Below are 23,459 nucleotides of genomic sequence, written 5' to 3' on the forward strand. Positions count from 1 at the left end.
AAAGTTCCAGTAGTTAAAGGACCATTTCGACCGCGACTGCCGTGGCTTCGCCGCCGCCGATGCACAGCGACGCCATCCCCCGCCGCAATCCGCGCGTCTCCAGCGCCGACAGCAACGTCGCGAGGACCCGTGCGCCGCTCGCCCCGATCGGATGACCGAGCGCACAGGCACCGCCATGCACGTTGACGATATCATGCGCGAGGCCGAGGTCGTGCATCGCCGCCATCGTCACGCAGGCGAACGCCTCGTTGACCTCGAACAGGTCGACATCGCCGCTCGCCCAGCCGGCCCGGTCGAGCGCACGGCGCATGGCGAAGACCGGGGCTGTGGCGAAGCGAGCCGGCGCATGGGCATGGCCCGCCTGCGCGACGACCCGCGCGACCGGGGTCAGGCCCAGCCGGTCGGCGACCGACGCCCGCGCCAGCACCAGCGCCGCCGCCCCGTCCGAGATCGACGATGCGTTGGCGGCGGTGATCGTCCCGTCCTTGGCAAAAGCGGGCTTGAGCGTCGGAATTTTCGACGCGTCGCCACGCGTCGGCTGTTCGTCGGTGCGGATGGTCGTGCTGCCCTTGCGACCGGCAACCTCGACCGGCACGATTTCCCGATCGAACGCACCCGACGCCTGCGCCGCCTGCGCCCGGGTCAGCGACGCGATGGCGAAGTCGTCCTGCATTTGCCGCGTAAAGCCATAGGCGGCAGCGGTCTCCTCGGCGAAGCTGCCCATCAGCCGGCCGGGTTCATAGGCGTCCTCCAGCCCATCGAGATACATATGGTCGAGCAGCCGATCGTGCCCGATCCGCGCGCCGCCACGGTGCCGCTGCGATAGATAGGGGGCGTTGGTCATGCTCTCCATGCCGCCGGCGACGATGATGTCGGCCGATCCGGCGGCGATCGTGTCGGCGGCCATCATCACCGCCTGCATTCCCGACCCGCACATCTTGTTGACGGTCGTCGCCTCGACATGCTGCGGCAGGCCGGCACCCAGCGCCGCCTGTCGCGCGGGTGCCTGGCCAAGACCGGCGGGCAGCACGCAGCCCATATAGATGCGCTCGACCGCCTCGCCCGACAGGCCGGCACGCGCCACTGCCGCGCCCACTGCCGCCGAGCCCAGTTCGGTCGCGCTCGCCCCGGTCAGGCATCCCTGAAAGCTGCCCATCGGCGTGCGGGCATAGGACAGGATGACGACGGGATCGGACATGCGGCTCTCCAACGGATTCTGGTTTCGTTTGATATCATATCTAGGCGTTTCGCCCCCGCCTCGCAAATGTCGGCAACTGTCGATAGGGGCGGGGCATGTCGTCCGCGCTTCCCCCCAATGTCTGGCCCGTTCTGCTCGGCGTGCTGGGGGCGGTGTTCGGCAGCTTCATCGCAACCTTGGCGATCCGCTGGCCAGAGGGGCGGTCGATCGCGGTCGGGCGATCGGCCTGCGACGGTTGCGGCCGGACGTTACGCGCGACCGATCTGGTGCCGCTGCTGAGCTTTCTTGTTCTGCGCGGCCGATGCCGTAGCTGTGATGCCCGTATTGCGCCCGCACATTGGATAACCGAATGTCTCGGCGCAGCCATCGGGATCGTCGCGGGACTTGTTGCCCCCGGTTTCGAGGGCGTTGCCGGCGCCGTCTGCGGCTGGCTGTTGCTTACGTCGGGCGCGATCGATCTGGCCGCCTTCTGGCTCCCCGATCGCATCACCGTCAGCCTCGCCATCGCCGCGCTGGTGGGAGGGCTGGCAGGTGCCGCGCCCGACACGACCGAGCGGCTGATCGGCGGGGTAGGGGGCTTCGCGACGCTGTGGCTTGTCGCCGCATTCTACCGACGGGTCCGCGGACGGACCGGGCTGGGTGGCGGCGACCCGAAGCTGTTCGGTGCGATAGGCCTGTGGCTCGGCTGGCGCGCACTGCCGGTCGTGTTGCTGATCGCATCGCTGGCCGGGCTGGCGGTCGTGCTGGCGATAGCGGTCGCCGGCAGACGTCCCACCGCGACCGACCGCCTGCCGCTCGGCACGCTGCTTGCGGGCGCCGCCTTCCTCTGCTGGGCGCTCTCTGTCTAAGCTGCCTCGACCCGATATTCGATCGGCTTGAAGCTGCCGCCATTCGATGCCGGCGCCGAACAGGCGGTCAGCCCGATCACCAAATCCATCGCCGCGCGAAAGGTGATCGAATCGCCCGCCTTGCTGATCGGCGGCAGGACGCTCAGCTTTCCCGTTGGATCGACCGGCACGTTCATGAAGCAGTTGAAGGCGACCGGTATCCGGTCGGGCCGCACGCCATAGGGTTCGAGCGCCGCCGCCAGATTGCCGAAACAGCCACGATGTGGCGGCAGGTCCGGATAGAAATGATCGAAGGTGTCGTAGGAGCAGGGCGTGAGCAGGAAATCATGCATCCCGACCATGTCGTCGACGATCTCGAGCATGACCCGGCTGCGGTTCGAATAGAGTTTGTGCCCGGTCGTCAGCCGGATCGTCTCGGCATAATCGAGCGTCCGGCCAGAGGAGATCACTTCGTCCAGATCGTCGGCATTGAACGCCAGCAGGTCGGCGACCTGACAACCACGCGGATCGATCACCACCAGCGTGTCGCCCTCCTGCAACCGGAATGCGGTGCCAGAGCGTTCGGGGATGACGACGTTCACTTTGCCTCCCCCGAATAGTGGAAAGGGCATGCCCAGCGGTCGTCGACCTGCCGCCCGCTATATTGCCGCGCCTCGCTCGCGGCACCGTGGCGGGCGAGCATCGGGTTGCGGCTGCCGGCCAGCGCCTCGTCGCGGACGAGAATCTTCTCGCGCATCGTCTCATATTTGCCTTCGGCGCGCAGCCGTTCGAACTGGTCGTGCAGATTGAACACCAGCGTCGGGCGATCGAACCGCCGTGCCGGCCGGCTGGCGCGCGGGTGCAGCCCGACGATGAAGAAAGCCTCGCCCCCGAAACTCAGCGAGAAATGCGGGTTGTCGGGATCGGTGCTGACCCGGGCGTCATAATCCTGACCACGCCACACATCCTTGTCGGACAGTGACTGGACACGTTGCCACAGTGCCTGCTCGAATTCGGCTTCGCTCAGATCGCCTGGTCCGTCGAAGATCACCGCAAAGCTGCGATACATGGCGCGATCGCGCCGATAATTCTCCGCCAGCCGCATCAGCGAATCGTGGATGCGGACATCGTCCCATGCGCTGTCGATGCGGGAGCAGGCCAGCACGTCGAGCGTCCCCTTCGCCATTGCCGATTTCGCCCCGACGCAGGGGAAGGCGCGGTCGTCGACATGCTCGAACAACATCGCCTGCAGGCGATCCTGCGCTTCGTGCTTCCAGTTGAACATATTTCGGAGGTCCCGACCCGGTTATTGGATGGAGAGTACGTTTCGCGACTGACACCGGTTCCGCGACAGTTGACGAGTGAAGGCGGCGCGGCAACAATCCGGTCCGTGAACAAACGCCTGCTTCTCGACGACTTCCTGCCGTATCGGCTGTCCATCGCCTCGAATCGCGTGTCCGACGCGATCGCATCGACCTATCGCTCGTTGTTCGGGTTGCGCATTCCCGAATGGCGGCTGGTGACGGTGATCGCCGAGAGCGACGGGATTACCCAGCAATCGCTGTGCGTTGCGACCCGAATGGACAAGGTGACGGTCAGCCGGGGCGCCATCGCGCTGGTCGATCGCGGGCTGGTCGAACGGCGTGCCAATGCCGGCGATCAACGTTCGCACCTGTTGCAACTGACCCCATCGGGCCGCGCACTCTACGAACAGGTCGCGCCAAAGGCGTTGCTGATCGAACAGGAATTGTTCGCGTCCTTTACGCCAGGCGAGATCGACGTCCTGCGCGACATGCTCGAACGGGTACAGGTCGCCGCCGATGCGATGGAACGGCGGACCCTCGATCAGTAACGGTCGCGGCGCGGCTTGGCCTGATGCTTGGTGGGCAGCGTATCGGCCAGCCGCGCGCCGCGCCGGCCCATGGGTCGGGGGTGGCCGACCGTCGAATCGATCGCGGTCTGGCGTTCGGCCTCGGCGTTGATCTCGGCGCCGATCAGGATCGCGAAGCTCGACACGAACAGCCACATCAGCAGCACGACGACCGCGCCGAGCGCGCCATAAGTCGCGTTGTAATCAGCGAAGTTGGCGGCGTAGATGCCGAACAGGACGGTCGCCAGCAGCCATAGCAACGTCGCCGCAACCGACCCGACCGACAGCCATCGCCATTGCGCGCGCGCGCGATCGGGGCCGTAGCGGTAGGCGAAGGCGATCGCCGCGCTGGCGATGCCCCCCGCGACCAGCCACGTCGCACCCTGAATGAACACCGCGCCGGCGGTACCGAGGAACTGGGTCTCGCTGCGGATCCACGTCAGCACGCCCGCCGAGACGATGCCGACCAGTGCCGCAATGATCGCCGCCACGGTAATCATCGCCGACAACAGCGTCGTCGTGATGATGCTGCGCTCGTCCTCCTCCTCGTAGATCACGTTCAGCGCCTGGATGATCGCGCTTGCCGCCCGCATCGCGCCATAGATCGACAACAGCAGCGCGACGGCAAGGCCCAGGCCGGCCTGCGACGACGCGGTCGTCACCACCGCGATCAGCTGGTCGGAGATCAGCCGCGCGGCATCGGCCGGCACCAGTTCGAAGATCGTCTGCATGTGCCGCGACACGGTCGACGGGTCGGCGACCAGGCCATAGGTCATGACGATCGCACCCAGCAGCGGCACGAACGACAGGAACGCGTAGAACGCGACGCCGGCCGCCATCAGCGTCAGATTATGGTAGCCGACCATCGTATAAACACGGAACAGGATCGCGCGCCATGCCGGCCACGGATGGGCCCATGGATGGGTCGACTGGCTCCCCGGAATCGTTGCCGGATCGATCGGTGTCGCGGTGTCGGTCACGTTCTTCCCCTTCGCTGCTGCAACCAACGCGTCGCGCTTTGTTGGGATGCAGCGTAATTTCAATATGAACCAATTCTTCGATACCGCGTTTGGAAACGCGGCGGGGATTGTGCGCTGCAATGCCCGGGACAAGGGGACGGGGACGGAACGTTGGGGGATTTTCGCGCGCGGACGATCTATATGTTGCTGGCGGGAACGATGACTGCCCCGACCGCGCTGGCCCAAACGACGCAGAACCCGCCACCGGTCGCGGCTCCTTCCATGCCGCAGGGTACGGCCGCCGATGGCGCGATCGTCCCCGATCCCGAATTCGACGCGGCACTGCCGACGCTGTCGGGCGACATCAATGCGCCCCTCGAGCCGATGTCCGGTTTCGATGCGCCGGCCGCGCCGACGCCGCAGTCCGCCAAGCCCCAGGCCGCCGCGCCCGCTCCCGCAACGGTGACGCCGCCGGTAGCGCCTGCGACGGAAGCGTCGGTCCCGGCCGAGACCTTGCCTGACGCAGTCTTGCCCGAGGCACCCGAACTGGCCCAGCCGCTACCGCCGCTGTCGACGTTCGACGTCACCCCGGTCGAGGTCGCAGGCGTCGAGGACGGTCGGGCGGTCGAGATCCGCTACGATACCGTCATCCGCGGCCTCGACGAGATTGACGGCGCTGCGCAGTTCAAGGCGCTGTCGTCGTTGCAGGAGGGGAAGGGCAAGGCCGCGAACGCGACGATGGTGCAGGCGCGCGCCCGCGAGGACGAACAGCTTGCGATCCGCATCATGCGGGCCAAGGGTTATTATGACGGCACTGCGACCTCGACGATCGAAAACCCGCCGGGCGAACGCATCCGCGCCGTCGTCACCGCCATTCCGGGGAAGCAATTCACCCTCGGGTCGATCCGCGTGGATACGCAGCCGACTGTACCGCCCAACCTCGTCCAGCGCGAATTGCCGCTGAAGGTCGGCGACCCGGTCGATGCCGAACGCATTCAGGCGGCGGAGGCGAATGTCAGCCTGAAGCTGCCGCAGCAAGGCTATCCCTTTGTCGAGGTCGGACAGCGCGATATCCTGCTCGACGACACCGCCTATACCGGCGCCTATACCCTGCCGGTGACCACGGGGCCGCGTTCGTCGTTCGGCACCTATTCGACCACCGGCAAGCTGGCGTTCGATGCCGAGCATGTCGGCGTACTGGCGCGGTTCGAGCAGGGCGAACTCTACGACAATCGCAAGGTCGACGATCTGCGCGCCGCGCTGGTGTCGACGGGCTTGTTCTCCAGCGTCTCGGTCGAACCGCAGCGGACCGGGCAGCTTGCGCCCGACGGCACCGAATATGTGAACCTGCTGGTGCGGCAGGATGCCGGGCCGGCGCGGACGCTGGCGGGGGAGGCGGGCTATGGCACCGGACAGGGCATCCGCCTCGAAGGGTCGTGGACCCATCGCAACCTGTTCCCGCCCGAAGGCGCGCTGATCGTGCGCGGTGTCGCGGGTACGCAGGAACAGGGCGCGGGTGTCACATTCCGCCGTTCGAACGCCGGTCGCCGCGACCGCACGTTCCAGATCCTCGCCAATGCCAGCCGCACCAATTACGACGCGTTCGAGGCGTTCACCGGTACGCTCGGCATCCGCTGGTCCTATGACTCGACGCCGATCTGGCAGAAGCGCTTCACCTATGCCTATGGCGCCGAACTGATCGGCACCAACGAGGACACCTACGATTTCGATGTCGGCGCGCGCCGTCGCAAGACCTATGGCATCGCCGCGCTGCCGCTGTTCGCCGGCTTCGACACGTCGGACAATCTGCTCAACCCGACCAAGGGCTTCCGCCTGAAACTGAACGTCAGCCCCGAAGCATCGGTGCAGGGCGCCGCGCGTCCCTATGGCCGGTTCATGGTCGAGGGCACCGGCTATTACCCGATCGGCGAGAGCATCGTCATCGCGGGCCGCGCCCGCGCCGGATCGATCCAGGGCATCGCCCGCGACGACCTCGCCCCTTCACGGCGTTACTATGCCGGTGGCGGCGGGTCGGTGCGTGGTTTCGGGTTCCAGGAACTCGGACCCCGCACACCCGAGGTCGATGAGGACGGCAACAGTCTGAACCGTCCGATCGGCGGCCGCAGCCTCAACGAATTCGCGATCGAGGCGCGCTACCGCTTCGGCAATTTCGGGATCGTGCCGTTCCTCGACGCCGGGCAGGTCTATGAATCGAGCCTGCCCAAGGGGTCGGACCTGCGCTTCGGCGCCGGCATCGGCGGCCGCTTCTACACCAATTTCGGGCCGCTGCGCGTCGATGTCGCCACGCCGATCGCCCGGCGGCCGGGGGAATCGAAGATCGCGCTCTACATCTCGATCGGGCAGGCCTTCTGATGACCGACGCCGAACTGCCCGCCGCCGACACCGTCATCGTCCGCGACCGCCCGCTCTGGCTGCGTATCCTGAAATGGATCGGCATCGCGATCGTCGCGCTGCTGCTGCTGGTCGTCGCGCTCGTGTTCGCACTGAACACCGGGCCCGGTCGCGGCTTCCTCGTCAGCAAGCTCGACGGCTACACCACCGCTTCCGGCCTTAAGGTCAATATCGGCCGGATCGACGGATCGCTCTACGGTGCGATGACAATCCGCGACCTGCGGCTGAGCGATACGCGTGGCGTCTTCGCCGATTCGCCCGCCATTGCGCTCGATTGGCGGCCCTTCGCCTTCGCCAACGGTCATGTCGATATCCGCAGCCTGACCAGCCCGCTGGTCCGCTATGCCCGCAATCCGGTGCTGAAGGACACGCCGCCCGGCGATCCCAACGCGCCGCTGCTCCCCGATTACGATATCGACGTGAACCGCCTGCGCATCGACCGGATCGAGGTCGGCCAGGCCGTCACCGGCCAGCGCCATATCGCCCGTCTCGACGGCGAAGTGCACATTGCCGACCGCCGGGCGCAGGTGACCGCCAATGCCGCGACCATCGCCGCACCGGGTGTGGCCGGCGGCGACAGCGTCGCGCTGAAGCTCGACGCGGTCCCCGACGACAACCGCTTCGACATCGACGCACGCATTCTCGGTCCGGCGAACGGCATGATCGCCGGAATGGCCGGACTTAAGGCACCGATCGCCGCGACGATCGACGGGCAGGGCGACTGGAATAACTGGCGTGGCCGGCTGGCCGGGACGCTCGGTGGGCAGCAGCTCGCCGATCTGGCGGTCACCGGGCGCGATGGCCGCTTCACCGTGCGTGGCTCGACCCGGCCGGGACTGATCCTGCAGGGACCGGTCGAGCGGCTGACCGCGCCGCGCCTCGACGTCGCGATCGACGCGGCGCTGGCGGATCGCAAGGCCGAAACCCGCATCCAGCTTCGCTCCAGCGCGCTCGCGGTCAACGCCGCCGGCCTGCTCGATCTGGGCAACAGCCGCTTCGGCAATTTCCGCACCGAAGCGATGCTGCTCACCCCCGGCGCGATCCTGCCCAACCTCAACGGCCGCTCGGTTCGTGCCGCCGTCGTCCTCGACGGCGGCTTCGGCACCCCGACCGTCGATTACAAGGTACAGGCCGCCGCCCTCGGCTTTGGCGAGACCGTCGTCGAGCAACTCTATGCCGAGGGTCGCGCGACCGTCGATGCCGATCGCATCCTGATCCCGATCGCGGCAAAGGCGCGCCGCATCACCGGTCTCAACGCCGCGGTCGGCGGGCTGGTCACCAACGTCGCGATCAATGGCGACCTCGCCATTTCGGGCGATCAGGTGCTGTCCGACAATCTGCGCATCCGTTCCGACCGGATCGATGCGACCGCGATCGTCGCCGCCAACCTGACCACCGGCCGCTATACCGGCGCGATCAAAGGGCGGATCAACGACTACGAAGTCGCCAGCATCGGCATCCTCAACCTGTCGACCGACGCCAGCCTCTATGCCGCGCCGAATGGCGGCTTCGGCATCAAGGGGCGCGTCGTCGCCCAGACCACGCGTTTGTTCAACGAAGGCGTCCGCAACTTCCTCGGCGGCAATGTCTCGACCACCCGCGTCGATGTCGGCGTCGCCCCGGACGGGATCATCACCTTCTCGAACCTGCGCATGAACGCACCACAGTTCCGCATCACCAACGGATCGGGTCGATACGACCCGGCGGGGCCGTTGCTGGTCAATGCCGATGCCTATTCGACCCAATATGGCCCGCTGTCGGCGCGGGTGACCGGATCGGTCGCCGCGCCGCAGGTGCTGTTGCGCGCGGCCAGGCCGGGCGTCGGCGTCGGCCTCGTCAATCTCGAAGCGCGGGTGCGCGGGCAGGGCGATCGCTATGCGATCCAGGCGACAGGCGGCACGAACTACGGCCCGTTCCGCGCCGATGTGCTGGTGTCGACCGCGCCGCGGCTCGTCGCCGATATCCGCTCCGCCACCTTCGCCGGTGTCAATATCGACGGCCGGGTCGAGGCGACGAATGCGGGGCCGTTTGCCGGACGCATCAACTTTGCCGGATCGGGCATCGCCGGCATCGCCCGCCTGTCGGCACAGGGCCGCTATCAGCGCGCCGATGTGAATGCACAGGCATCGAACGCCGCGATTCCCGGCAATATGGGCATTCGCATTGGCCGCGCGATCGTCACTGCCACCGCCGTGTTGTACGACCAGCCCGAAATCGTCGCCGATGCGCAGGTCGCCAACCTGTCGATGGGCGACTTCCTGCTCGAACGCAGCCGCGCCAAGGTCAATTATCGCGGCGGCAACGGCACGGCGCAGTTGTTCGCCGAAGGATCGTCGGGCGTCCCGTTCCGTGTCGCCGCCAATGCGCGCCTGCGTCCGAACGACTATCTGGTCGCGTTGCAGGGGGTCGCCAATTCGATCCCGTTCAAGACGGTCAATCCGGCACGGATCGTGTCGGCGCCGGGCGGCTATCGCCTGTACCCGACGCGCATCGATTTCGCGCAGGGGTCGATCCGCGCTGCCGGCGTCTATGGCAACGGCATGTCGATCCAGACGCGGCTCGACCGGCTCGACCTAAGCATCATCAATGCCTTCATGCCCGGCACCGGCATCGGCGGCACCGCGACCGGCAGCCTCGATTTCGCGCAGGCCGCCGATCAGAGCTTCCCGCGCGCCGATGCCCGGCTGACGATCCGCAATTTCCAGCGGACCAGCCTCGCCTCGATCTCAGAGCCGGTCGATATCGTGTTCGCGGGCGACCTGCGGCCCGAGGGCGGCAGCGGTCGCGCGCTGATCCGGCGTGGTACGACCACTGTCGGGCGGATGGTTGCCAACCTGCGGCCGTTGCCCCCGGGCAGTGGGTCGTGGGTCACGCGGATGCTGGCGGCACCGCTGTCTGGCGGCATTCGTTACAACGGGCCGGCGGGCGTGCTGTTCTCCTTTGCGGGTCTTGCCGATCAGCAGTTGAGCGGACCGATCGGCATCGCCGCCGACTTTGGCGGCCGGGTACAATCGCCGCAGCTGACCGGTGTCGTCCGTGCCAACAACCTGACCTATGAGAATGAGACGCTGGGCACCCGGCTGACCAATCTCGGCATCAACGGCCGCTTCACCAATGACCGGTTCGAACTGACCCAGCTTCGCGCCCGTGCCGGGGACGGCACGATCGCCGCGCAGGGCACGGTCGGGCTGGCGTCGAACAGCGGTTTCCCGATCGATATCCGGGCGCAGCTTCGCGACGCGCAACTGGCGCGCAGCGATGCGCTGGGCGCATCGGCGACCGGCGATATCCGCATCCAGAACGGTGCCGATGGCGGGCTGATCTCGGGCGACCTCACCATTCCCGAGGCGCGCTATCAGATCATCCGCCAGGGTGCGGCCGAAGTCCCCGAACTGACCGGCGTCCGACGCAAGAGCGACGCCAATCGCCCCGCCGCCACCCGCCCGCAACAGCAGCAGGCCGCGTCGGCCGGGTTGTTCCGCCTCGCACTGCGCGTCCGTGCCGACAACCGGCTGTATGTGTCGGGCATGGGGCTGGAATCGGAATGGGAGGCCGATCTGCGCATCGGCGGCACCTCCGCCGCGCCGACGATCAACGGCCAGTTGCAACTGGTCCGCGGCACCTATTCCTTCGCCGGCAAGCGGTTCGACGTCGAACGCGGCATCATCCGCTTCGAAGGGGAGAATTACACCAACCCGGTCATCGATATCGTCGCAAGCACGACCGCCGAAGGAATCACCGCGTCGATCAACGTCAGTGGCACGGCGCAGGCGCCGCAGATCGCGTTCAACTCGACTCCGGCGCTGGCGCAGGACGAGGTGCTGTCGCGGCTGTTGTTCGGCAGCTCGGTCACCAACCTGTCGGCGACCGAGGCGATCCAGCTGGCCGCCGCGCTCAACTCGCTGCGCGGATCGGGCGGGGGCGGGCTCAACCCGCTCGGCAAGCTCCGCTCGGCGACCGGCTTCGACCGGCTGCGCGTGCTGGGCGGCGACGAGGCGACCGGCCGCGGCACCTCGTTGGCAGCGGGAAAATATTTGACCGACGACATCTATATCGAGATCATCACCGACGCCCGCGGCTTCACCGCCACGCAGATCCAGATCGCCCTGACCCGTACGCTCAGCGTGCTGTCGCAAACGGGATCGTTCGGCGGATCGAACGCCTCGGTGCGCTACAGCCGGGATTATTGACGGGGTGGACCGGGGCGCTTTGGTGCCCCGGTCGCGTCGCACTGGATCAAAATTGGCATCCTGAAATATGCCCTCGCTGATTCTATAAACCCTCCGTGCCTGCCAAAACGGGGCAATAGCGCCGCAAAACAACCGTCTGCTAAGGTGAGGTCGTTCTTCACTGTCCTACCATGAAGCGGCGGGGATGGGTTTGCCGGCGAGGGAGCCTCAGCCCGGCAGTAAGCGATTCGCCCCTCAAGCAAGACGGTGATGAACTTGAACCGTTCGTGCTGAGTAGGGGCTGAGCGAAGTCGAAGACCCGAATCGAAGCACCGCGCGATCATGGTCCTTCGATACGCCATTTCGACAAGCTCAATGGCACTCAGGACGAACGGCCTACGCCTCTGCAAAATCCCAAAGAACTGCGATCTACGAAGCCCTCTACCGGGCCACAACAGCCCGCTGCACGCCCCCGGCCAGCGCCGCCAGCATCGCCCCACGCAACGGCTTGGCCCTGAAATCGACATCATAGGGACAGCCGCGCGCGATCACCCCGTCGGTGCGCGGTTCGAACCCGCGCAACCAGCTGTACCGGTCGCTCATGCCCCAGGCGAGTACATCGCCCAGTTGTGGATAGGACAGCATGATGTTCAGATACGCGCGCGCGAAGTCGGCCACGCCCTTGTCGCGCGGGGCAATCGTCGCCGGCAAACCCTTGTCGCGCACGTCGAACTCGGTGATGACCAGCCGGTATCCCATGCCTGTCACCCGGTCGAGGAACGCGCGCCATTCGGGTTCCAGCCGCTTCGCGACCGCGCCGGCATCGGTTGTCGGCTTGAACAGACCGATATGCGACTGCACGCCCAGCGCATCGACCGGCGTGCCACGACGGCGAAACTCCTCCAGCAGCGTCAGGACCCCCGCACGGTGCTTCGCGTTGCCGTCTTCCCAGCTCATATAGTCGTTATAGACCAGTTCCGCATGTGGCGCGGCGGCGCGGGCGGTGCGGAACGCATGGTCCAGCACGACCGCCGTGCCGCCCATCGCGCGTGACAGCGATGTTTCGCGCAAGCCCCCCGTATCGGGATCGACCGCTTCGTTGACGACGTCATAGCTTTCGATCTTGCGGCCATAGCGTTTGGTGACGGTATCGATATGCTGGTCGAGGATGCGGGCGGCTTCGACCGCGGGCCGCTGGCCGAAATCATGATTGTTCAGCCATGCAGGAAACCATTTCGAATAGGCCCAGAGCAGCGTGTGACCGCGCAGGGCGAAGCCGTTGGTCGTCGCCCATTCGACCATCGGATCGAAGCGGCTGAAATCGAACCGATCGGCGGCGGGGCGGATCGCCTGCCACTTCATCTGATTTTCGGGGACCAGCACGTCGCAGTCGCGCTTGAGCAACGCGGCATAGGCCGGGTTGGCGAAGGATCCGGCATCGGCGCCCGGCGGACTCCACGCAAAGGCCGATCCGAAGCGGCGGCCCTTGCTGGCGGCGGCGGCCTTCAGCGTATCGGTGGGTGCATCCGCCGCGCGCGCCGTCGTGGCGGCGAGGAGGGCGGCGCTGCCCGCAAGCAAGTTGCGGCGATCGATCATGGTCATGCGACGGCCTTTCCATCGACGGGGGTGTAGTTGGGCACGATCAGGTGGATGACCGCGACCGCGAGCAGATAGGCGCAGGCGGCGACGATGAAGATCGGTTGGTAGCTGCCGACGGTTTCGAGGATCGCCCCGGCGAACTTCGCCATCAACATGCCGCCGACCGCCCCGGCCAGCCCGCCGATGCCGACCACCGACCCCGCCATCCAGCGCGGAAACAGGTCGCCGGGCAGCGCATAGAGATTGGCCGAAAAGCCCTGATGCCCGGCACAGGCCAGCCCGATCAACCCGACCGCAATCCACATGCTCGGCGCATAGACTGCTCCGGCGATCGGCACGGCGCACAGTCCGGCGCAGAACATGGCGGTCTTGCGTCCGCGTCCGATCGACATGCCGCTGCCGATCAGTCGGGTGCTGAGCCACCCGCCCGCGACCGATCCGACATCGGCGAGCAGATAGACCGCGATCAGCGGCGGGCCGAATTCCTTCATCGACAGGTTGAACGACTTTGCAAAGAAATCCGGCAACCAGAACAGGAACGTCCACCAGATCGGATCGATCAGGAATCGTCCGGCGATATAGGCCCAGGTCTGGCGAATACGGAACATCCGTGCCCAAGGGACGTGGCGCTGCGGCTCGACCGGGTCGGCCTCGATCCACGCCAGTTCCTCGGCCGACAACGACGCCTTTTCGCGCGGCCGACGATAGAATGCGAACCACGCCGCCAGCCAGACGACCGATAGCGCGCCCGTGACGAAGAACGCCGCCCGCCAGCCAAGGTCCAGCGTCACAACGATAAAGGGCACCAGCAACGGCGTCAGCAACGCCCCGATATTTGACCCCGCGTTGAATATCCCGATCGCAAACGCCCGCTCCCGCTTCGGAAACCATTCGTTGGTCGCGGCGATCGCGGCGGGGAAGGTGCCGGCCTCACCTGCTGCCAATGGCATCCGCGCGAGGATCATGCCGCTGGTCGAAGTGAAGGCGGTGTGCAGGACGTGGCCGATCGTCCACACGATCATCGCCAGTGCATAGCCGGCCTTCGCGCCGATCCGGTCGACGATACGCCCGGCGACGACATAGGCGAGACCGTAGGCAAGCTGGAAATAGAAAGCGAGATCGGCATAGCCGGTTTCCGACCAGCCATATTGCTGCGCCAGGTCGGGCTTGAGGACCGCAAGCACCAGCCGGTCGACATAGGACAGCACCACCGCGAAGAACAACATCGCGCAGACAATCCAGCGTACCCGGCCGGCGGGCTTTGCCAAGGGCGGCAAGGAACTGGCCGCAACTGCGGCTGCACCCGCGCGATCGGGGGGATTCAGGGTCATGCGCTCTCCGATTCCACGCTCTTGGACGTGGTAGCGCTACCATGGTCGGCATGATATGCCCGTGTCAACGCCGTCGGTCAGACGGGACGAAAAGAGGATGCCGGATGCTGAAATGGTTGGGATGGATCGTGCTGGTCGGCGGGCTATGGACCGCGCCGGCGCGCGCCGAGGACGGCTATGATCTTTGGCTGCGGTACCGACCGTTGCCGACGGCACAGGCGAGCGCCGTTGCCGAGCGTGCGACATCGGTGGTCCGTGACGAAATGGATCCGACGATCGAACTGGCGGCGGCGGAGCTTGTACGGGGAATAACCGGCCTGACCGGCCGCGCGGTTGCTGCGGGCAACGTGGCAACTGGTGCGATCGTCATTGGCACGGCCAGGTCGGCTCGGATCGCGGCGTTACGGTTGCCGTTGGCCGGCCTTGGCGATGAGGGGTTCGTGGTGCGGTCGGCGACGGTCGACGGAAAGCCGGTGACGGTCGTGGCCGCGAACCGGCCGATTGGCGTGCTATATGGCGCGTTCCGGCTGCTCCGTATGGCGCAGACCGGTGGATCGATCGACAATCTGTCGGTGGTGGATCGGCCGAAGCTTGGGCTGCGGATGCTCAACCATTGGGACAATCTCGATCGCTATGTCGAGCGGGGTTATGCCGGGCGGTCGTTGTGGGATTGGCAGAAGCTGCCGGGGTTTTCCGACCCGCGCTACACCGACTATGCGCGCGCCAATGCGTCGGTCGGCATCAACGGGACGGTGCTGAACAACGTCAATGCCAGCGCCGATATCCTGAAGCCCGAATTTCTGGGCAAGATCGAAAAGCTGGCCGGCATGTTCCGGCCATGGGGGATCAAGGTCTATGTCTCGGCCCGGTTCTCCGCACCGATCGAGATCGGGGGGCTGAAGACCGCCGATCCGCTCGATCCGCAGGTCGCGGCGTGGTGGAAGGCGAAGGCCGACGAAATCTATGCCCGCATTCCCGATTTCGGCGGGTTCCTGGTCAAGGCCAATTCGGAGGGGCAGCCGGGACCGGGCGATTACAAGCGCAGCCATGCCGATGGCGCCAACATGCTGGCCCGCGCGCTCAAGCCGCATGGCGGGATCGTGATGTGGCGGGCGTTCGTCTATGCCAATGAAAAGCCCGAGGATCGGGTGCGACAGGCCTATAGCGAGTTCGCGCCGCTCGACGGCAAGTTCGCCGACAATGTGATCGTGCAGGTCAAGAACGGTCCGATCGACTTTCAGCCGCGCGAACCCTTCCATCCGCTGTTCGGGGCGATGCCGCGCACGCCGCTGATGATGGAAGTGCAGATCACCAAGGAATATATGGGGTTCGCCACGCACCTCGTCTATCTCGGGACCCTGTGGCAAGAGGTGCTGCGGAGCGACACCTATCGTCCGCGCAAGGGTACCACGGTCGCCGACGTGCTCGACACGCCGGTACGGCCGGGCGCGCTGACGGGGATGGCGGGGGTGTCGAACATCGGCACCGATCGCAACTGGTCGGGATCGCAATTCGATCAGGCGAACTGGTATGCGTTCGGGCGGCTGGCATGGAACCCGGACGGCGATGCGCGCGAGATCGCGCGCGACTGGGCGGCGATGACATGGGGGCAGGCGGCGGCCGAGCCGATCGTCGCGATGATGATGCGGTCGCATGAGGCGGTCGTCGATTACATGATGCCGCTGGGGCTCAACCACCTGTTCGCGACGGGGCATCATTACGGGCCGGGGCCGTGGGTCGACGATCTGGCGCGGGAGGATTGGAACCCGGTCTATTTCCACAAGGCCGACCGGAACGGCATCGGGTTCGACCGGACGCCGTCGGGGAGCAACGCCGCCGCGCAATATGCGCCGGTGCTGGCCAGAAAGTTCAGCGATCCCAAGGCAGTGCCTGAAAACCTGCTGTTGTGGTTCCATCATGTGTCATGGGACCGGCGAATGGCGTCGGGGCGGACGCTGTGGGAGGAACTGGTCGCGAAGTACGACCGCGGCGTGGCCGAGGTCACGGCGATGCAGGCGCATTGGGCGGCGATGGAGGGGAAGGTCGATGCCGGGCGCTTTGCCGAGGTGAACCAGTTCCTCGCGATCCAGCGGCAGGAGGCGCAGTGGTGGCGCGATGCGTGCATCGCGTACTTCGCGGAAGTGTCGGGCCGTCCGATCCCGGCCGGGGTAACGCCGCCGCCGCATCCGGCCAGCTATTACAAGGCAATACGGACTCCGTGGGCGCCGGGGAACGGCAAGTAACGGCAACGCCCCGCCCGGTCGAAGAAGCCGGGCGGGGCGCCAAAGTTCACAAAGTTCACACTTGCACGCGGTTTGTGTGCAAGTGCGACTGAGTCTTAACAGGCGGTTTGCGGGGGTAAGATCGCTCTCACCCTTCCGCAGCTCTGCCGTTCCCTCCCTCTCGCGCCGGGAAAGGGAATGGGGTTAGTAGCGGCGGAGGAGGCCGGCCAGTTTGCCCTGCACGCGCACCTGTTCGGGGAGATAGCGCTGCGGATCGTAGCTGCGGTTGGCGGGGTCGAGGCGGATCATCGCCCCTTCGCGCCGGAAATATTTGAGCGTCGCCTCGCTATCCTCGATCAGCGCCACGACGATCTCGCCGTCGCGGGCGGTCTCGGTCCGGCGGACGAGCGCATAGTCGCCGTCGAGAATGCCGGCCTCGACCATCGAGTCGCCGGCGACTTCGAGCGCATAGTGATCGCCGGCACCGAGCAGCGCGGCGGGAACGGGAAGCGTCGCCTGCCCCTCGATCGCCTCGATCGGGACACCGGCGGCGATGCGGCCATGCAGCGGCAGTTCGATGACGTCGTTGGCAGGCTGCGGCGCGGCGCGGGGGGCAGCGGCCGGTTTTGCCGCGGCCTTTTTGGCGACCGGTCGCTCGGGCATCCGCAACACTTCGAGTGCGCGGGCACGATTGGGCAGGCGGCGAATAAATTCGCGTTCCTCCAGCGCCGAGATCAGGCGGTGGACACCCGATTTGGACTTCAGGTCGAGCGCTTCCTTCATCTCCTCGAACGAAGGAGATACGCCGGTCGCGCGCAACCGGTCATCGATGAAGCAGATCAGCTCGTGCTGCTTACGCGTCAGCATGGGGTCCTCCGTCGGAACAGACGTGGAACCAATAGGAAACGATTTGCTTGCCGTCAAGCGAGTTGCAGGATTTCCGCCGAGTCGCCCGCATCGGCCGCCGGCGCGTGCGGGGCGCGGATGATGAGGCAGTCTGAACGTGCAAGTGTCCGCAGCATCGAACTGTCCTGGATGGCAGCGGTCGATGCCTGACCATCGACCAGCGTGGCGCGAAGATAGTCTTGTCGCGGGCCGTTGGCGGGGAGGGGATGGGCGAGCGTCGCGCGGACGGTGCGTGGTAGGGGATCGTAAGCCCCTGCCATTCGCGCAACCAGTGGCCGGACGAACAACAGGGCAGTGATGTACGACGATACGGGGTTGCCGGGCAGGCCGAGTACGGCTGCGTCACGCAACGTTCCAGCGAGCATCGGCTTGCCGGGTCGCAGCGCGATCCGCCAGAAATCGAGCGTCCCGCCTGCCGCCTTGAGGGCGGGGCGGACCAGATCATGGTCGCCGACCGAAGCGCCGCCGGTGGTGACGAGCAGGTCGCAGTCGACGTTCGTGAAGGTGTCGACCAAGGCGTCCATCCGGTCGGGCAGAATGCCGAGATCGATGCGATCGACGGGCAGGTCGCGGAGCAGGCCGGCGATCATCAGGCCGTTGGTTTCGGGTAGCTGGTCGTCGCGGATGGCCTGTCCGGCAGGAACGAGTTCGTCGCCGGTCGCGGCGATGGCGACGCGGACGCGGCGACCGACCGACAATGTACCGTGGCCGGCAATCGCGGCCAGTGCGGCCCGGGCGGGGGTGATGCGTTCGCCGGTTGCGATCAGCAGCTCGCCCTCGCGAAAGTCGAGCCCGGCGCGGCGGACATTGCCGCCGCGCACCGGACCTTCACCCGACAGGTGCAGGCGGGTGCCGTCGCGCCTCGCCTCCTCCTGCACCAGCACACAATCGGTGCCGTCGGGCATCGCCGCGCCGGTGAAGATGCGGGTGGCCTGCGCCTCGCCGACGTTGCCGGCGAAGGATGCTCCAGCGGCGCTTTCGCCGATGACGTCCCACGGGCCGGGGAGGTCGTCGAAACGAATGGCGTAGCCGTCCATCGCTGAGAGCGGGCGCGCGGGCTGTGTGCGACGGGCAACGATGTCGGTTGCGGCGAAGCGGCCGATGGCGTCGGCAATGGCGAGGGTTTCGGGCGCGGCTGCGCGGCCGAGTGCGAGGACGCGGGTCTGGGCTTCGGCGACGGGGAGGAGGCTCATGGGTGGGCCTTTTCAGAGGGGGCGCGTGGGCGTTTTTTTTAGCGAGGACTGAATCGAAGCTACTATGGAAGTCGCAAATCTATCCACAAAACTAGCCGTACCCCGGCGAAGGCCGGGGTCCAGTTGGGAAGGGTTTTCCGTAGGTTACTCACGTCCCCCAACTAGACCCCGGCCTTCGCCGGGGTACGGTTTGGCTTTGGCTCCGTCCCGCATTTTCAGAAAGGTTTGGGGCGACCCAGGGTGACGATATGGCTTCCGCGGTAAATCAACCGCGCAGCCAGTCGCCCGACTTGCCGCCCTGCTTCTCCAGCAGGCACACACCCTCGATCACCATCGCCTTGTCGATCGCCTTGGCCATGTCGTAGATGGTAAGCAATGCGGTGGAAGCCGCTGTCAAAGCTTCCATTTCCACGCCGGTCTTGCCTTCGGTCGCGGCGATCGCGCCGACGCGGATCGCATCGTCCTCGAATGCGAAGTCGATCGATGCCTTGGTCAGCGGCAGCGGGTGGCAAAGCGGGATCAGGTCGCTGGTGCGCTTGGCGGCCATGATGCCGGCGACGCGCGCGACGGCGAGCACGTCGCCCTTCTTCACCAGCCCGTCGCAGATCGCGGCCAATGCCTCGGCGGACATGGTGATGCGGCCGGTTGCGACGGCAATGCGTTGGGTAACCGCCTTGCCGCCGACATCGACCATATGGGCGCTGCCATCGGCGTCGAGATGGGTGAGGCTCATCCGATCATCGCCCGCGTCGCCGCCTCGACATCATGATGCCGCATCAGCGCCTCGCCGATCAGGAAGCAGCGGACGCCGTGTTCGGCCATCGCGTCGAGATCGGCGCGGGTGCTCAGGCCGCTTTCGGCGACGAAGGTACAGCCGGCCGGCGCGTGGCCGACCAGTTCATAGGTCCGATCAAAACTGACCGAGAAGTCCTTGAGATTGCGGTTGTTCACGCCGATCAGGCGCGAACGGAGAAGAAGCGCGCGATCGAGTTCGGCGCGGTCGTGGACCTCGACCAGCACGTCCATGCCGCGTTCGATCGCCGCCGCCTCGATCTCCGCCATCTGCATATCGGACAGCGCGGCGACGATGATGAGGATCGCGTCGGCACCCAGCGACCGGGCCTCTGCCACCTGCCACGGATCGACGTTGAAGTCCTTGCGCAGCACCGGCAGGTCGCACGCCGCGCGAGCGGCGACCAGATAGTCGTCGGCACCCTGGAAATACTGGACGTCGGTCAGCACCGACAGGCAGGCGGCGCCCCCCGCCTGATAGGCGCGGGCATGGGCCGGCGGGTCGAAATCGGGACGAATCAACCCTTTGGACGGGCTGGCCTTCTTGATCTCGGCGATCAGCGCGTGGCCGGGTTTTGCGTCGAGCGCGGCGCGGAAGCCGCGCGGGGCGCTGCGTTCGGTCGCGCGGGCGTCGAGATCGGCGATGCTCGCGCTGGCGCTCCGCTCGGCGACCTCGGCGCGTTTGGTGGCGAGGATGGTGTCGAGCATCGTCATGCGTAGGCGATCCATTGGTCGAGCAGGCGGTCGGCGGCGCCGGAATCGATGGTGTCGGCGGCGCGTTCCGCCCCGTCGCGCAGGTCGGTGGCGGCGTCGGCAACGAGAAGGGCGGCGGCGGCGTTGAGCAGGACCGCGTCGCGGTACGGCCCGCGTTCGCCCTTGAGTAGAGCGCGCAGGGCGGCGGCGTTATGCGCCGCGTCGCCGCCGCGGATCGCGCTGATCGGATGGCGGGGCAGGCCGGCATCCTCGGGGACGATGCGGTCGGCCATGGCCATGCCGACGGGGACGACGATGGTCGGACCGGCACCGGAGATTTCGTCGAGCCCTTCCTCCCCCGACACGATCAGCGCGGTTTCGGCGCCGAGCAATTCCATCGCCTCGGCATAGACGGTGGCATAATCGGGGCGGGCGATGCCGATCAGCTGGCGGGTGGTGCGCGCCGGATTGGCGAGCGGGCCCATCAGATTGAAAATGGTCCGCCGGCCGATACGCTGGCGGATCGGGGTGATGCGACGCATCGCCGGATGGTGGTTGGCGGCGAAGAGGAACGCGATGCCGATGTCGTGCAGACTTGATTCGGCCATCGCTCCGGCGACGATCATGTCGAGGCCGAGCGCCTCGAGCGTGTCGGCGGCGCCCGCCTTGCTGCTGGCGGCACGGTTGCCGTGCTTGGCGACGGGGACGCCCGATGCGGCGACGACGAGGCTGACGGCGGTCGAGACGTTGAGCGTGTGATGCCCGTCGCCACCGGTACCGCAGACGTCGATTGCACCGGGGACCGGCGCGATCGGGATCATCCGGTGGCGCAGCGCGCGCGCCGCCTCGGCGATCTCGATGCTGGTCTCGCCGCGGATGGCGAGGTCGGTGAGGAAGGTCGCGATGGCTTCGTCGCCGACGGTGCCGTCGAGGATCGCGGCAAAGGCTTCGGCGGCGCTCTCGTGGCTGAGCGGGGTCGACGGATCGGGGAGCAGGGTGGTGACGGTCATGCCGGCATCGTCGCAGGCAGGCCCGCGTCCTTCAGGAAATTGGCGAGCATGGCGTGCCCATGTTCGGTGGCGATGCTTTCGGGGTGGAACTGCACGCCGTGGATCGGCAGGTCGCGGTGTCGAAATCCCATGACGCTGCCGTCGGACGCGGTGGCGTTGACGGTCAGGCTGTCGGGAATGTCGGTGACGATCAGCGAGTGATAGCGGGTGGCGGTGAAGGGGGACGGCAAACCTTCGAACAGGCCGGTGCCGTCATGCTCGATCGGCGAGGTCTTGCCGTGCATCAGCCCGCCGCGCACGACCTTTCCGCCGAAATGCTGGCCGATCGCCTGATGGCCGAGACAGACGCCGAGCAGCGGACGCCGGGTTTCGGCGCAGGCGGCGACGAGGTCGAGCGAGATGCCCGCCTCGGTCGGGGTGCAGGGGCCGGGCGAGATCAGGAAGCCCTGCGCGTTGCTGGCGACCGCCTGTGCGGCGGTCATCGCGTCGTTGCGTTCGACGCGAACCTCGACGCCCAGCTCCATCAGATAATGGACGAGGTTCCAGGTGAAGCTGTCGTAATTGTCGATGACGAGGATCATGGCACCGCCATAGCGCGTCGTGGGCGGTGTGCAACGCTCCGAACGTGTCGGCCGTTCAGCCTGCGCTCATCGGACCGCGTCGTTATGGTCGGCGTCGAGGAGATTTGCGATGGCGCGTTGGGTTTTGGCGGGACTGGCATTGGCGATCGCGGGGCCGGCGCTCGCGCAGGATGCGCCGGCCGATCCGCCGCAACGGGTGCGCAACGCGACCGTCTATGGCGACGAACAATGTCCCAAACCCGATAGCGACGACGAAATCGTGGTATGCGCGCGGCTGAACGAAAATGAACGCTATCGCATTCCCAAGCGCTTCCGCGACCCGCCGTCGCAACGGTCGGCCGATGCGAGCTGGGCGCAGCGCGCCGACGTGGCGATGGAGGCGGCGCGGGCGACGCGGCCCAATAGCTGTTCGGTGATCGGTACCGGCGGCCAGACCGGCTGTACCCAGGCGATGCTGCGCCAATGGTTCGCCGAGCGGCGCCAGCAGCAGGCGGCCGAGCGCGATATTCCCTGAGGCGTCAGGCGGCGTCGGGGAGCGTCGCCGGCGCACGATACCGGCGGATGCCGCCGCCCCCGCGCTTGGCGGCATAGAGCGCGTCGTCGGCGCGGGTCCGCAGTGCAGTGACCGAGGTCGCGTCTTCGGGATAACAGGCATAGCCGATGCTGGTCCCGATCGCGACATGGTCGCCGCTCTCGAGCGGGATGCGGCCGTCGGTGATGGCGGCGGCGATATCCCGGCCGAGCGCTTCGGCCTGTGCGGGGTCGCGGTCGGGGACGGCGAGCAGGAATTCGTCGCCGCCGAGCCGGACGATCAGTGCCCCATCCCCCGCCATGGCGCGCAGCCGCGCGGCGACCGCGACCAGCACCGCATCACCCGCGCCATGGCCGTACCGGTCGTTGATCGACTTGAACCGGTCGAGGTCGAGACAGAGCAACGCGAGCGGGCGGACGGCCATCGCCGCCAGCCGCTCGTCGAGGCCGTAGCGATTCGCAAGGCCGGTCAGTGCGTCGTGTCCGGCAAGGAAGCGGTTGCGTTCGGCCGCGTTGAACGAGGCGGCCATGACCGCCGCGACGTTGCGCAGCAGCACGCAGATGCTGGCGAAGAGCGGGAAGCAGAGCGGGATCAGCACCCACAGGACCGGATGGCCCGAAAAGGCCAGCCCGATCTTGAACGGGAGATCGCACAGCATCACCAGCAGGACCGCCAGTCGCGGGGCGGCGTGGTTGCGGGCGCAGATCGGCGCGACGAGGCCGAGGATGAACGCGGTCGCGATGACGATCATCACCAGATCGCCGGTCAGCGCGATGGCGAAGCCGGTGATGCCCTGCAGCGCGCACCAGCCGATCGTCAGCAGGACCGAACGATCGACGGTCGGCAGCGTCCCCGCACGGAAATGGCGTTCGCTGCGTCGGATCGCACGCAGCCGTAGCAGCACGAGCACGACCTCGATCGCGGCGAACACCCAGAATTGCCGCGATCCGGTGCGCAATGCGGCGGCGACCGCGATGAAGATGCCCGACAATGCACCGACCAGCACGACGCCCGATGCGGACAGCAGCGAACCGAGCAGGATCGGCCGGGTGTCGGCGGGGACGTCCGTCGTGGGGTCGACCAGCCACGCCAGCATAGATCCGTTGCCCAGCCGCGCCCGTCGTTGGTGTTCCATGAAGCCGGCCCCCGAATTACGCTGGAGGCC

19 protein-coding genes are annotated in these 23,459 nt (G+C 66.8%); 6 read left to right on the top strand and 13 right to left on the bottom strand.

The genetic code is table 11. The features are described 5' to 3' along the window. Positions 1–13: 13 nt before the first annotated feature. Positions 14–1,198, bottom strand: coding sequence for an acetyl-CoA C-acyltransferase (locus MF607_RS08720; RefSeq protein WP_242117576.1), 1,185 nt, complete (start codon positions 1,196–1,198; stop codon positions 14–16). Between the two features lie 95 nt (positions 1,199–1,293). On the opposite strand from MF607_RS08720, the gene MF607_RS08725 reads away from it, so the two are divergent. Then, positions 1,294–2,046: a prepilin peptidase gene (locus MF607_RS08725; protein ID WP_242117577.1), complete on the top strand. Its 753-nt coding sequence runs from the start codon at positions 1,294–1,296 to the stop codon at positions 2,044–2,046. Here MF607_RS08725 and MF607_RS08730 read toward each other — a convergent pair. Together MF607_RS08730 and gntA are read right to left on the bottom strand one after the other, a co-directional pair. Continuing rightward, positions 2,043–2,627, bottom strand: coding sequence for a DUF1989 domain-containing protein (locus MF607_RS08730; RefSeq protein ID WP_242117579.1), 585 nt, complete (start codon positions 2,625–2,627; stop codon positions 2,043–2,045). The genes MF607_RS08725 and MF607_RS08730 overlap by 4 nt on opposite strands. Further along, the gene (gene gntA / locus MF607_RS08735; RefSeq protein WP_242117581.1) at positions 2,624–3,310 is read right to left on the bottom strand and encodes a guanitoxin biosynthesis heme-dependent pre-guanitoxin N-hydroxylase GntA; all 687 of its coding nucleotides are present in this window, start codon (positions 3,308–3,310) and stop codon (positions 2,624–2,626) included. Before gntA ends, MF607_RS08730 begins: the two co-directional genes overlap by 4 nt. A 105-nt stretch (positions 3,311–3,415) precedes the next feature. Here gntA and MF607_RS08740 point away from each other — a divergent pair, with 105 nt between their 5' ends. Then, the gene (locus MF607_RS08740) at positions 3,416–3,877 is read left to right on the top strand and encodes a MarR family winged helix-turn-helix transcriptional regulator (RefSeq protein ID WP_242117583.1); all 462 of its coding nucleotides are present in this window, start codon (positions 3,416–3,418) and stop codon (positions 3,875–3,877) included. On the opposite strand, the gene MF607_RS08745 is transcribed toward MF607_RS08740, so the two are convergent. Then, positions 3,871–4,875, bottom strand: a complete 1,005-nt coding sequence (locus tag MF607_RS08745) for a YihY/virulence factor BrkB family protein (RefSeq protein WP_242117585.1) — start codon at positions 4,873–4,875, stop codon at positions 3,871–3,873. The two genes, MF607_RS08740 and MF607_RS08745, sit on opposite strands and share 7 nt — an antisense overlap. Positions 4,876–5,055: 180 nt before the next feature. On the opposite strand from MF607_RS08745, the gene MF607_RS08750 reads away from it, so the two are divergent. Beyond that, a complete protein-coding gene (locus MF607_RS08750) occupies positions 5,056–7,227 on the top strand; it encodes an autotransporter assembly complex protein TamA (RefSeq protein ID WP_431311919.1) in 2,172 nt (723 codons plus the stop codon). Then, positions 7,227–11,456 carry a translocation/assembly module TamB domain-containing protein gene (locus tag MF607_RS08755; RefSeq protein ID WP_242117587.1) on the top strand — a complete coding sequence of 1,410 codons (4,230 nt, stop codon included), beginning with the start codon at positions 7,227–7,229 and terminating at the stop codon, positions 11,454–11,456. Before MF607_RS08750 ends, MF607_RS08755 begins: the two co-directional genes overlap by 1 nt. Before the next feature lie 420 nt (positions 11,457–11,876). Here MF607_RS08755 and MF607_RS08760 read toward each other — a convergent pair whose 3' ends face one another. Then, positions 11,877–13,037, bottom strand: a complete 1,161-nt coding sequence (locus tag MF607_RS08760) for an endo-1,4-beta-xylanase (RefSeq protein ID WP_242117590.1) — start codon at positions 13,035–13,037, stop codon at positions 11,877–11,879. Then, positions 13,034–14,260, bottom strand: a complete 1,227-nt coding sequence (locus tag MF607_RS08765) for an MFS transporter (RefSeq protein WP_431311920.1) — start codon at positions 14,258–14,260, stop codon at positions 13,034–13,036. The genes MF607_RS08760 and MF607_RS08765 overlap by 4 nt, the downstream gene beginning before the upstream one ends. A 209-nt stretch (positions 14,261–14,469) precedes the next feature. On the opposite strand from MF607_RS08765, the gene MF607_RS08770 reads away from it, so the two are divergent. Continuing rightward, on the top strand, positions 14,470–16,608 hold the full coding sequence (locus MF607_RS08770; RefSeq protein WP_242117595.1) for an alpha-glucuronidase family glycosyl hydrolase: 2,139 nt from the start codon (positions 14,470–14,472) through the stop codon (positions 16,606–16,608). A gap of 183 nt (positions 16,609–16,791) precedes the next feature. Here MF607_RS08770 and lexA read toward each other — a convergent pair whose 3' ends face one another. The 6 genes from lexA to MF607_RS08800 all read right to left on the bottom strand — a co-directional run bounded on the left by lexA (position 16,792) and on the right by MF607_RS08800 (position 21,762). Then, a complete protein-coding gene (gene lexA / locus MF607_RS08775) occupies positions 16,792–17,454 on the bottom strand; it encodes a transcriptional repressor LexA (RefSeq protein WP_242117598.1) in 663 nt (220 codons plus the stop codon). 53 nt (positions 17,455–17,507) lie between these two features. After that, entirely contained in the window at positions 17,508–18,686 is a 1,179-nt protein-coding gene (locus MF607_RS08780) for a molybdopterin molybdotransferase MoeA (RefSeq protein ID WP_242117600.1), read from the bottom strand. A gap of 265 nt (positions 18,687–18,951) precedes the next feature. Beyond that, a complete protein-coding gene (moaC, locus tag MF607_RS08785) occupies positions 18,952–19,419 on the bottom strand; it encodes a cyclic pyranopterin monophosphate synthase MoaC (RefSeq protein WP_242117603.1) in 468 nt (155 codons plus the stop codon). Continuing rightward, positions 19,416–20,192, bottom strand: a complete 777-nt coding sequence (gene trpC, locus MF607_RS08790) for an indole-3-glycerol phosphate synthase TrpC (protein ID WP_242117604.1) — start codon at positions 20,190–20,192, stop codon at positions 19,416–19,418. Before trpC ends, moaC begins: the two co-directional genes overlap by 4 nt. Next, on the bottom strand, positions 20,189–21,181 hold the full coding sequence (trpD, locus tag MF607_RS08795; protein ID WP_242117605.1) for an anthranilate phosphoribosyltransferase: 993 nt from the start codon (positions 21,179–21,181) through the stop codon (positions 20,189–20,191). Before trpD ends, trpC begins: the two co-directional genes overlap by 4 nt. Next, positions 21,178–21,762 carry an anthranilate synthase component II gene (locus MF607_RS08800; RefSeq protein ID WP_242117606.1) on the bottom strand — a complete coding sequence of 195 codons (585 nt, stop codon included), beginning with the start codon at positions 21,760–21,762 and terminating at the stop codon, positions 21,178–21,180. The genes trpD and MF607_RS08800 overlap by 4 nt, the downstream gene beginning before the upstream one ends. Positions 21,763–21,871: 109 nt before the next feature. On the opposite strand from MF607_RS08800, the gene MF607_RS08805 reads away from it, so the two are divergent. Beyond that, entirely contained in the window at positions 21,872–22,276 is a 405-nt protein-coding gene (locus tag MF607_RS08805) for a hypothetical protein (protein WP_242117607.1), read from the top strand. A gap of 4 nt (positions 22,277–22,280) precedes the next feature. Here the strand turns inward: MF607_RS08805 and MF607_RS08810 are convergent, their stop codons facing one another. Then, positions 22,281–23,429 carry a GGDEF domain-containing protein gene (locus MF607_RS08810; RefSeq protein WP_242117608.1) on the bottom strand — a complete coding sequence of 383 codons (1,149 nt, stop codon included), beginning with the start codon at positions 23,427–23,429 and terminating at the stop codon, positions 22,281–22,283. Positions 23,430–23,459 lie beyond the last annotated feature (30 nt).

It is taken from the genome of Sphingomonas lacusdianchii, assembly GCF_022664395.1.
GTDB lineage: Bacteria > Pseudomonadota > Alphaproteobacteria > Sphingomonadales > Sphingomonadaceae > Sphingomonas > Sphingomonas lacusdianchii.

Excerpts from the sequence above, each read along its gene's own strand:
- MF607_RS08720 (WP_242117576.1), bottom strand. The coding sequence starts at position 1,198 with ATGTCCGATCCCGTCGTCATCCTGTCCTATGCCCGCACGCCGATGGGC.
- MF607_RS08725 (WP_242117577.1), top strand. The coding sequence starts at position 1,294 with ATGTCGTCCGCGCTTCCCCCCAATGTCTGGCCCGTTCTGCTCGGCGTG.
- gntA (WP_242117581.1), bottom strand. The coding sequence starts at position 3,310 with ATGTTCAACTGGAAGCACGAAGCGCAGGATCGCCTGCAGGCGATGTTG.
- MF607_RS08750 (WP_431311919.1), top strand. The coding sequence starts at position 5,056 with ATGTTGCTGGCGGGAACGATGACTGCCCCGACCGCGCTGGCCCAAACG.
- MF607_RS08755 (WP_242117587.1), top strand. The coding sequence starts at position 7,227 with ATGACCGACGCCGAACTGCCCGCCGCCGACACCGTCATCGTCCGCGAC.
- MF607_RS08760 (WP_242117590.1), bottom strand. The coding sequence starts at position 13,037 with ATGACCATGATCGATCGCCGCAACTTGCTTGCGGGCAGCGCCGCCCTC.
- MF607_RS08765 (WP_431311920.1), bottom strand. The coding sequence starts at position 14,260 with ATGTTGTTCTTCGCGGTGGTGCTGTCCTATGTCGACCGGCTGGTGCTT.
- MF607_RS08770 (WP_242117595.1), top strand. The coding sequence starts at position 14,470 with ATGCTGAAATGGTTGGGATGGATCGTGCTGGTCGGCGGGCTATGGACC.
- lexA (WP_242117598.1), bottom strand. The coding sequence starts at position 17,454 with ATGCTGACGCGTAAGCAGCACGAGCTGATCTGCTTCATCGATGACCGG.
- MF607_RS08780 (WP_242117600.1), bottom strand. The coding sequence starts at position 18,686 with ATGAGCCTCCTCCCCGTCGCCGAAGCCCAGACCCGCGTCCTCGCACTC.
- moaC (WP_242117603.1), bottom strand. The coding sequence starts at position 19,419 with ATGAGCCTCACCCATCTCGACGCCGATGGCAGCGCCCATATGGTCGAT.
- trpC (WP_242117604.1), bottom strand. The coding sequence starts at position 20,192 with ATGACGATGCTCGACACCATCCTCGCCACCAAACGCGCCGAGGTCGCC.
- trpD (WP_242117605.1), bottom strand. The coding sequence starts at position 21,181 with ATGACCGTCACCACCCTGCTCCCCGATCCGTCGACCCCGCTCAGCCAC.
- MF607_RS08800 (WP_242117606.1), bottom strand. The coding sequence starts at position 21,762 with ATGATCCTCGTCATCGACAATTACGACAGCTTCACCTGGAACCTCGTC.
- MF607_RS08805 (WP_242117607.1), top strand. The coding sequence starts at position 21,872 with ATGGCGCGTTGGGTTTTGGCGGGACTGGCATTGGCGATCGCGGGGCCG.
- MF607_RS08810 (WP_242117608.1), bottom strand. The coding sequence starts at position 23,429 with ATGGAACACCAACGACGGGCGCGGCTGGGCAACGGATCTATGCTGGCG.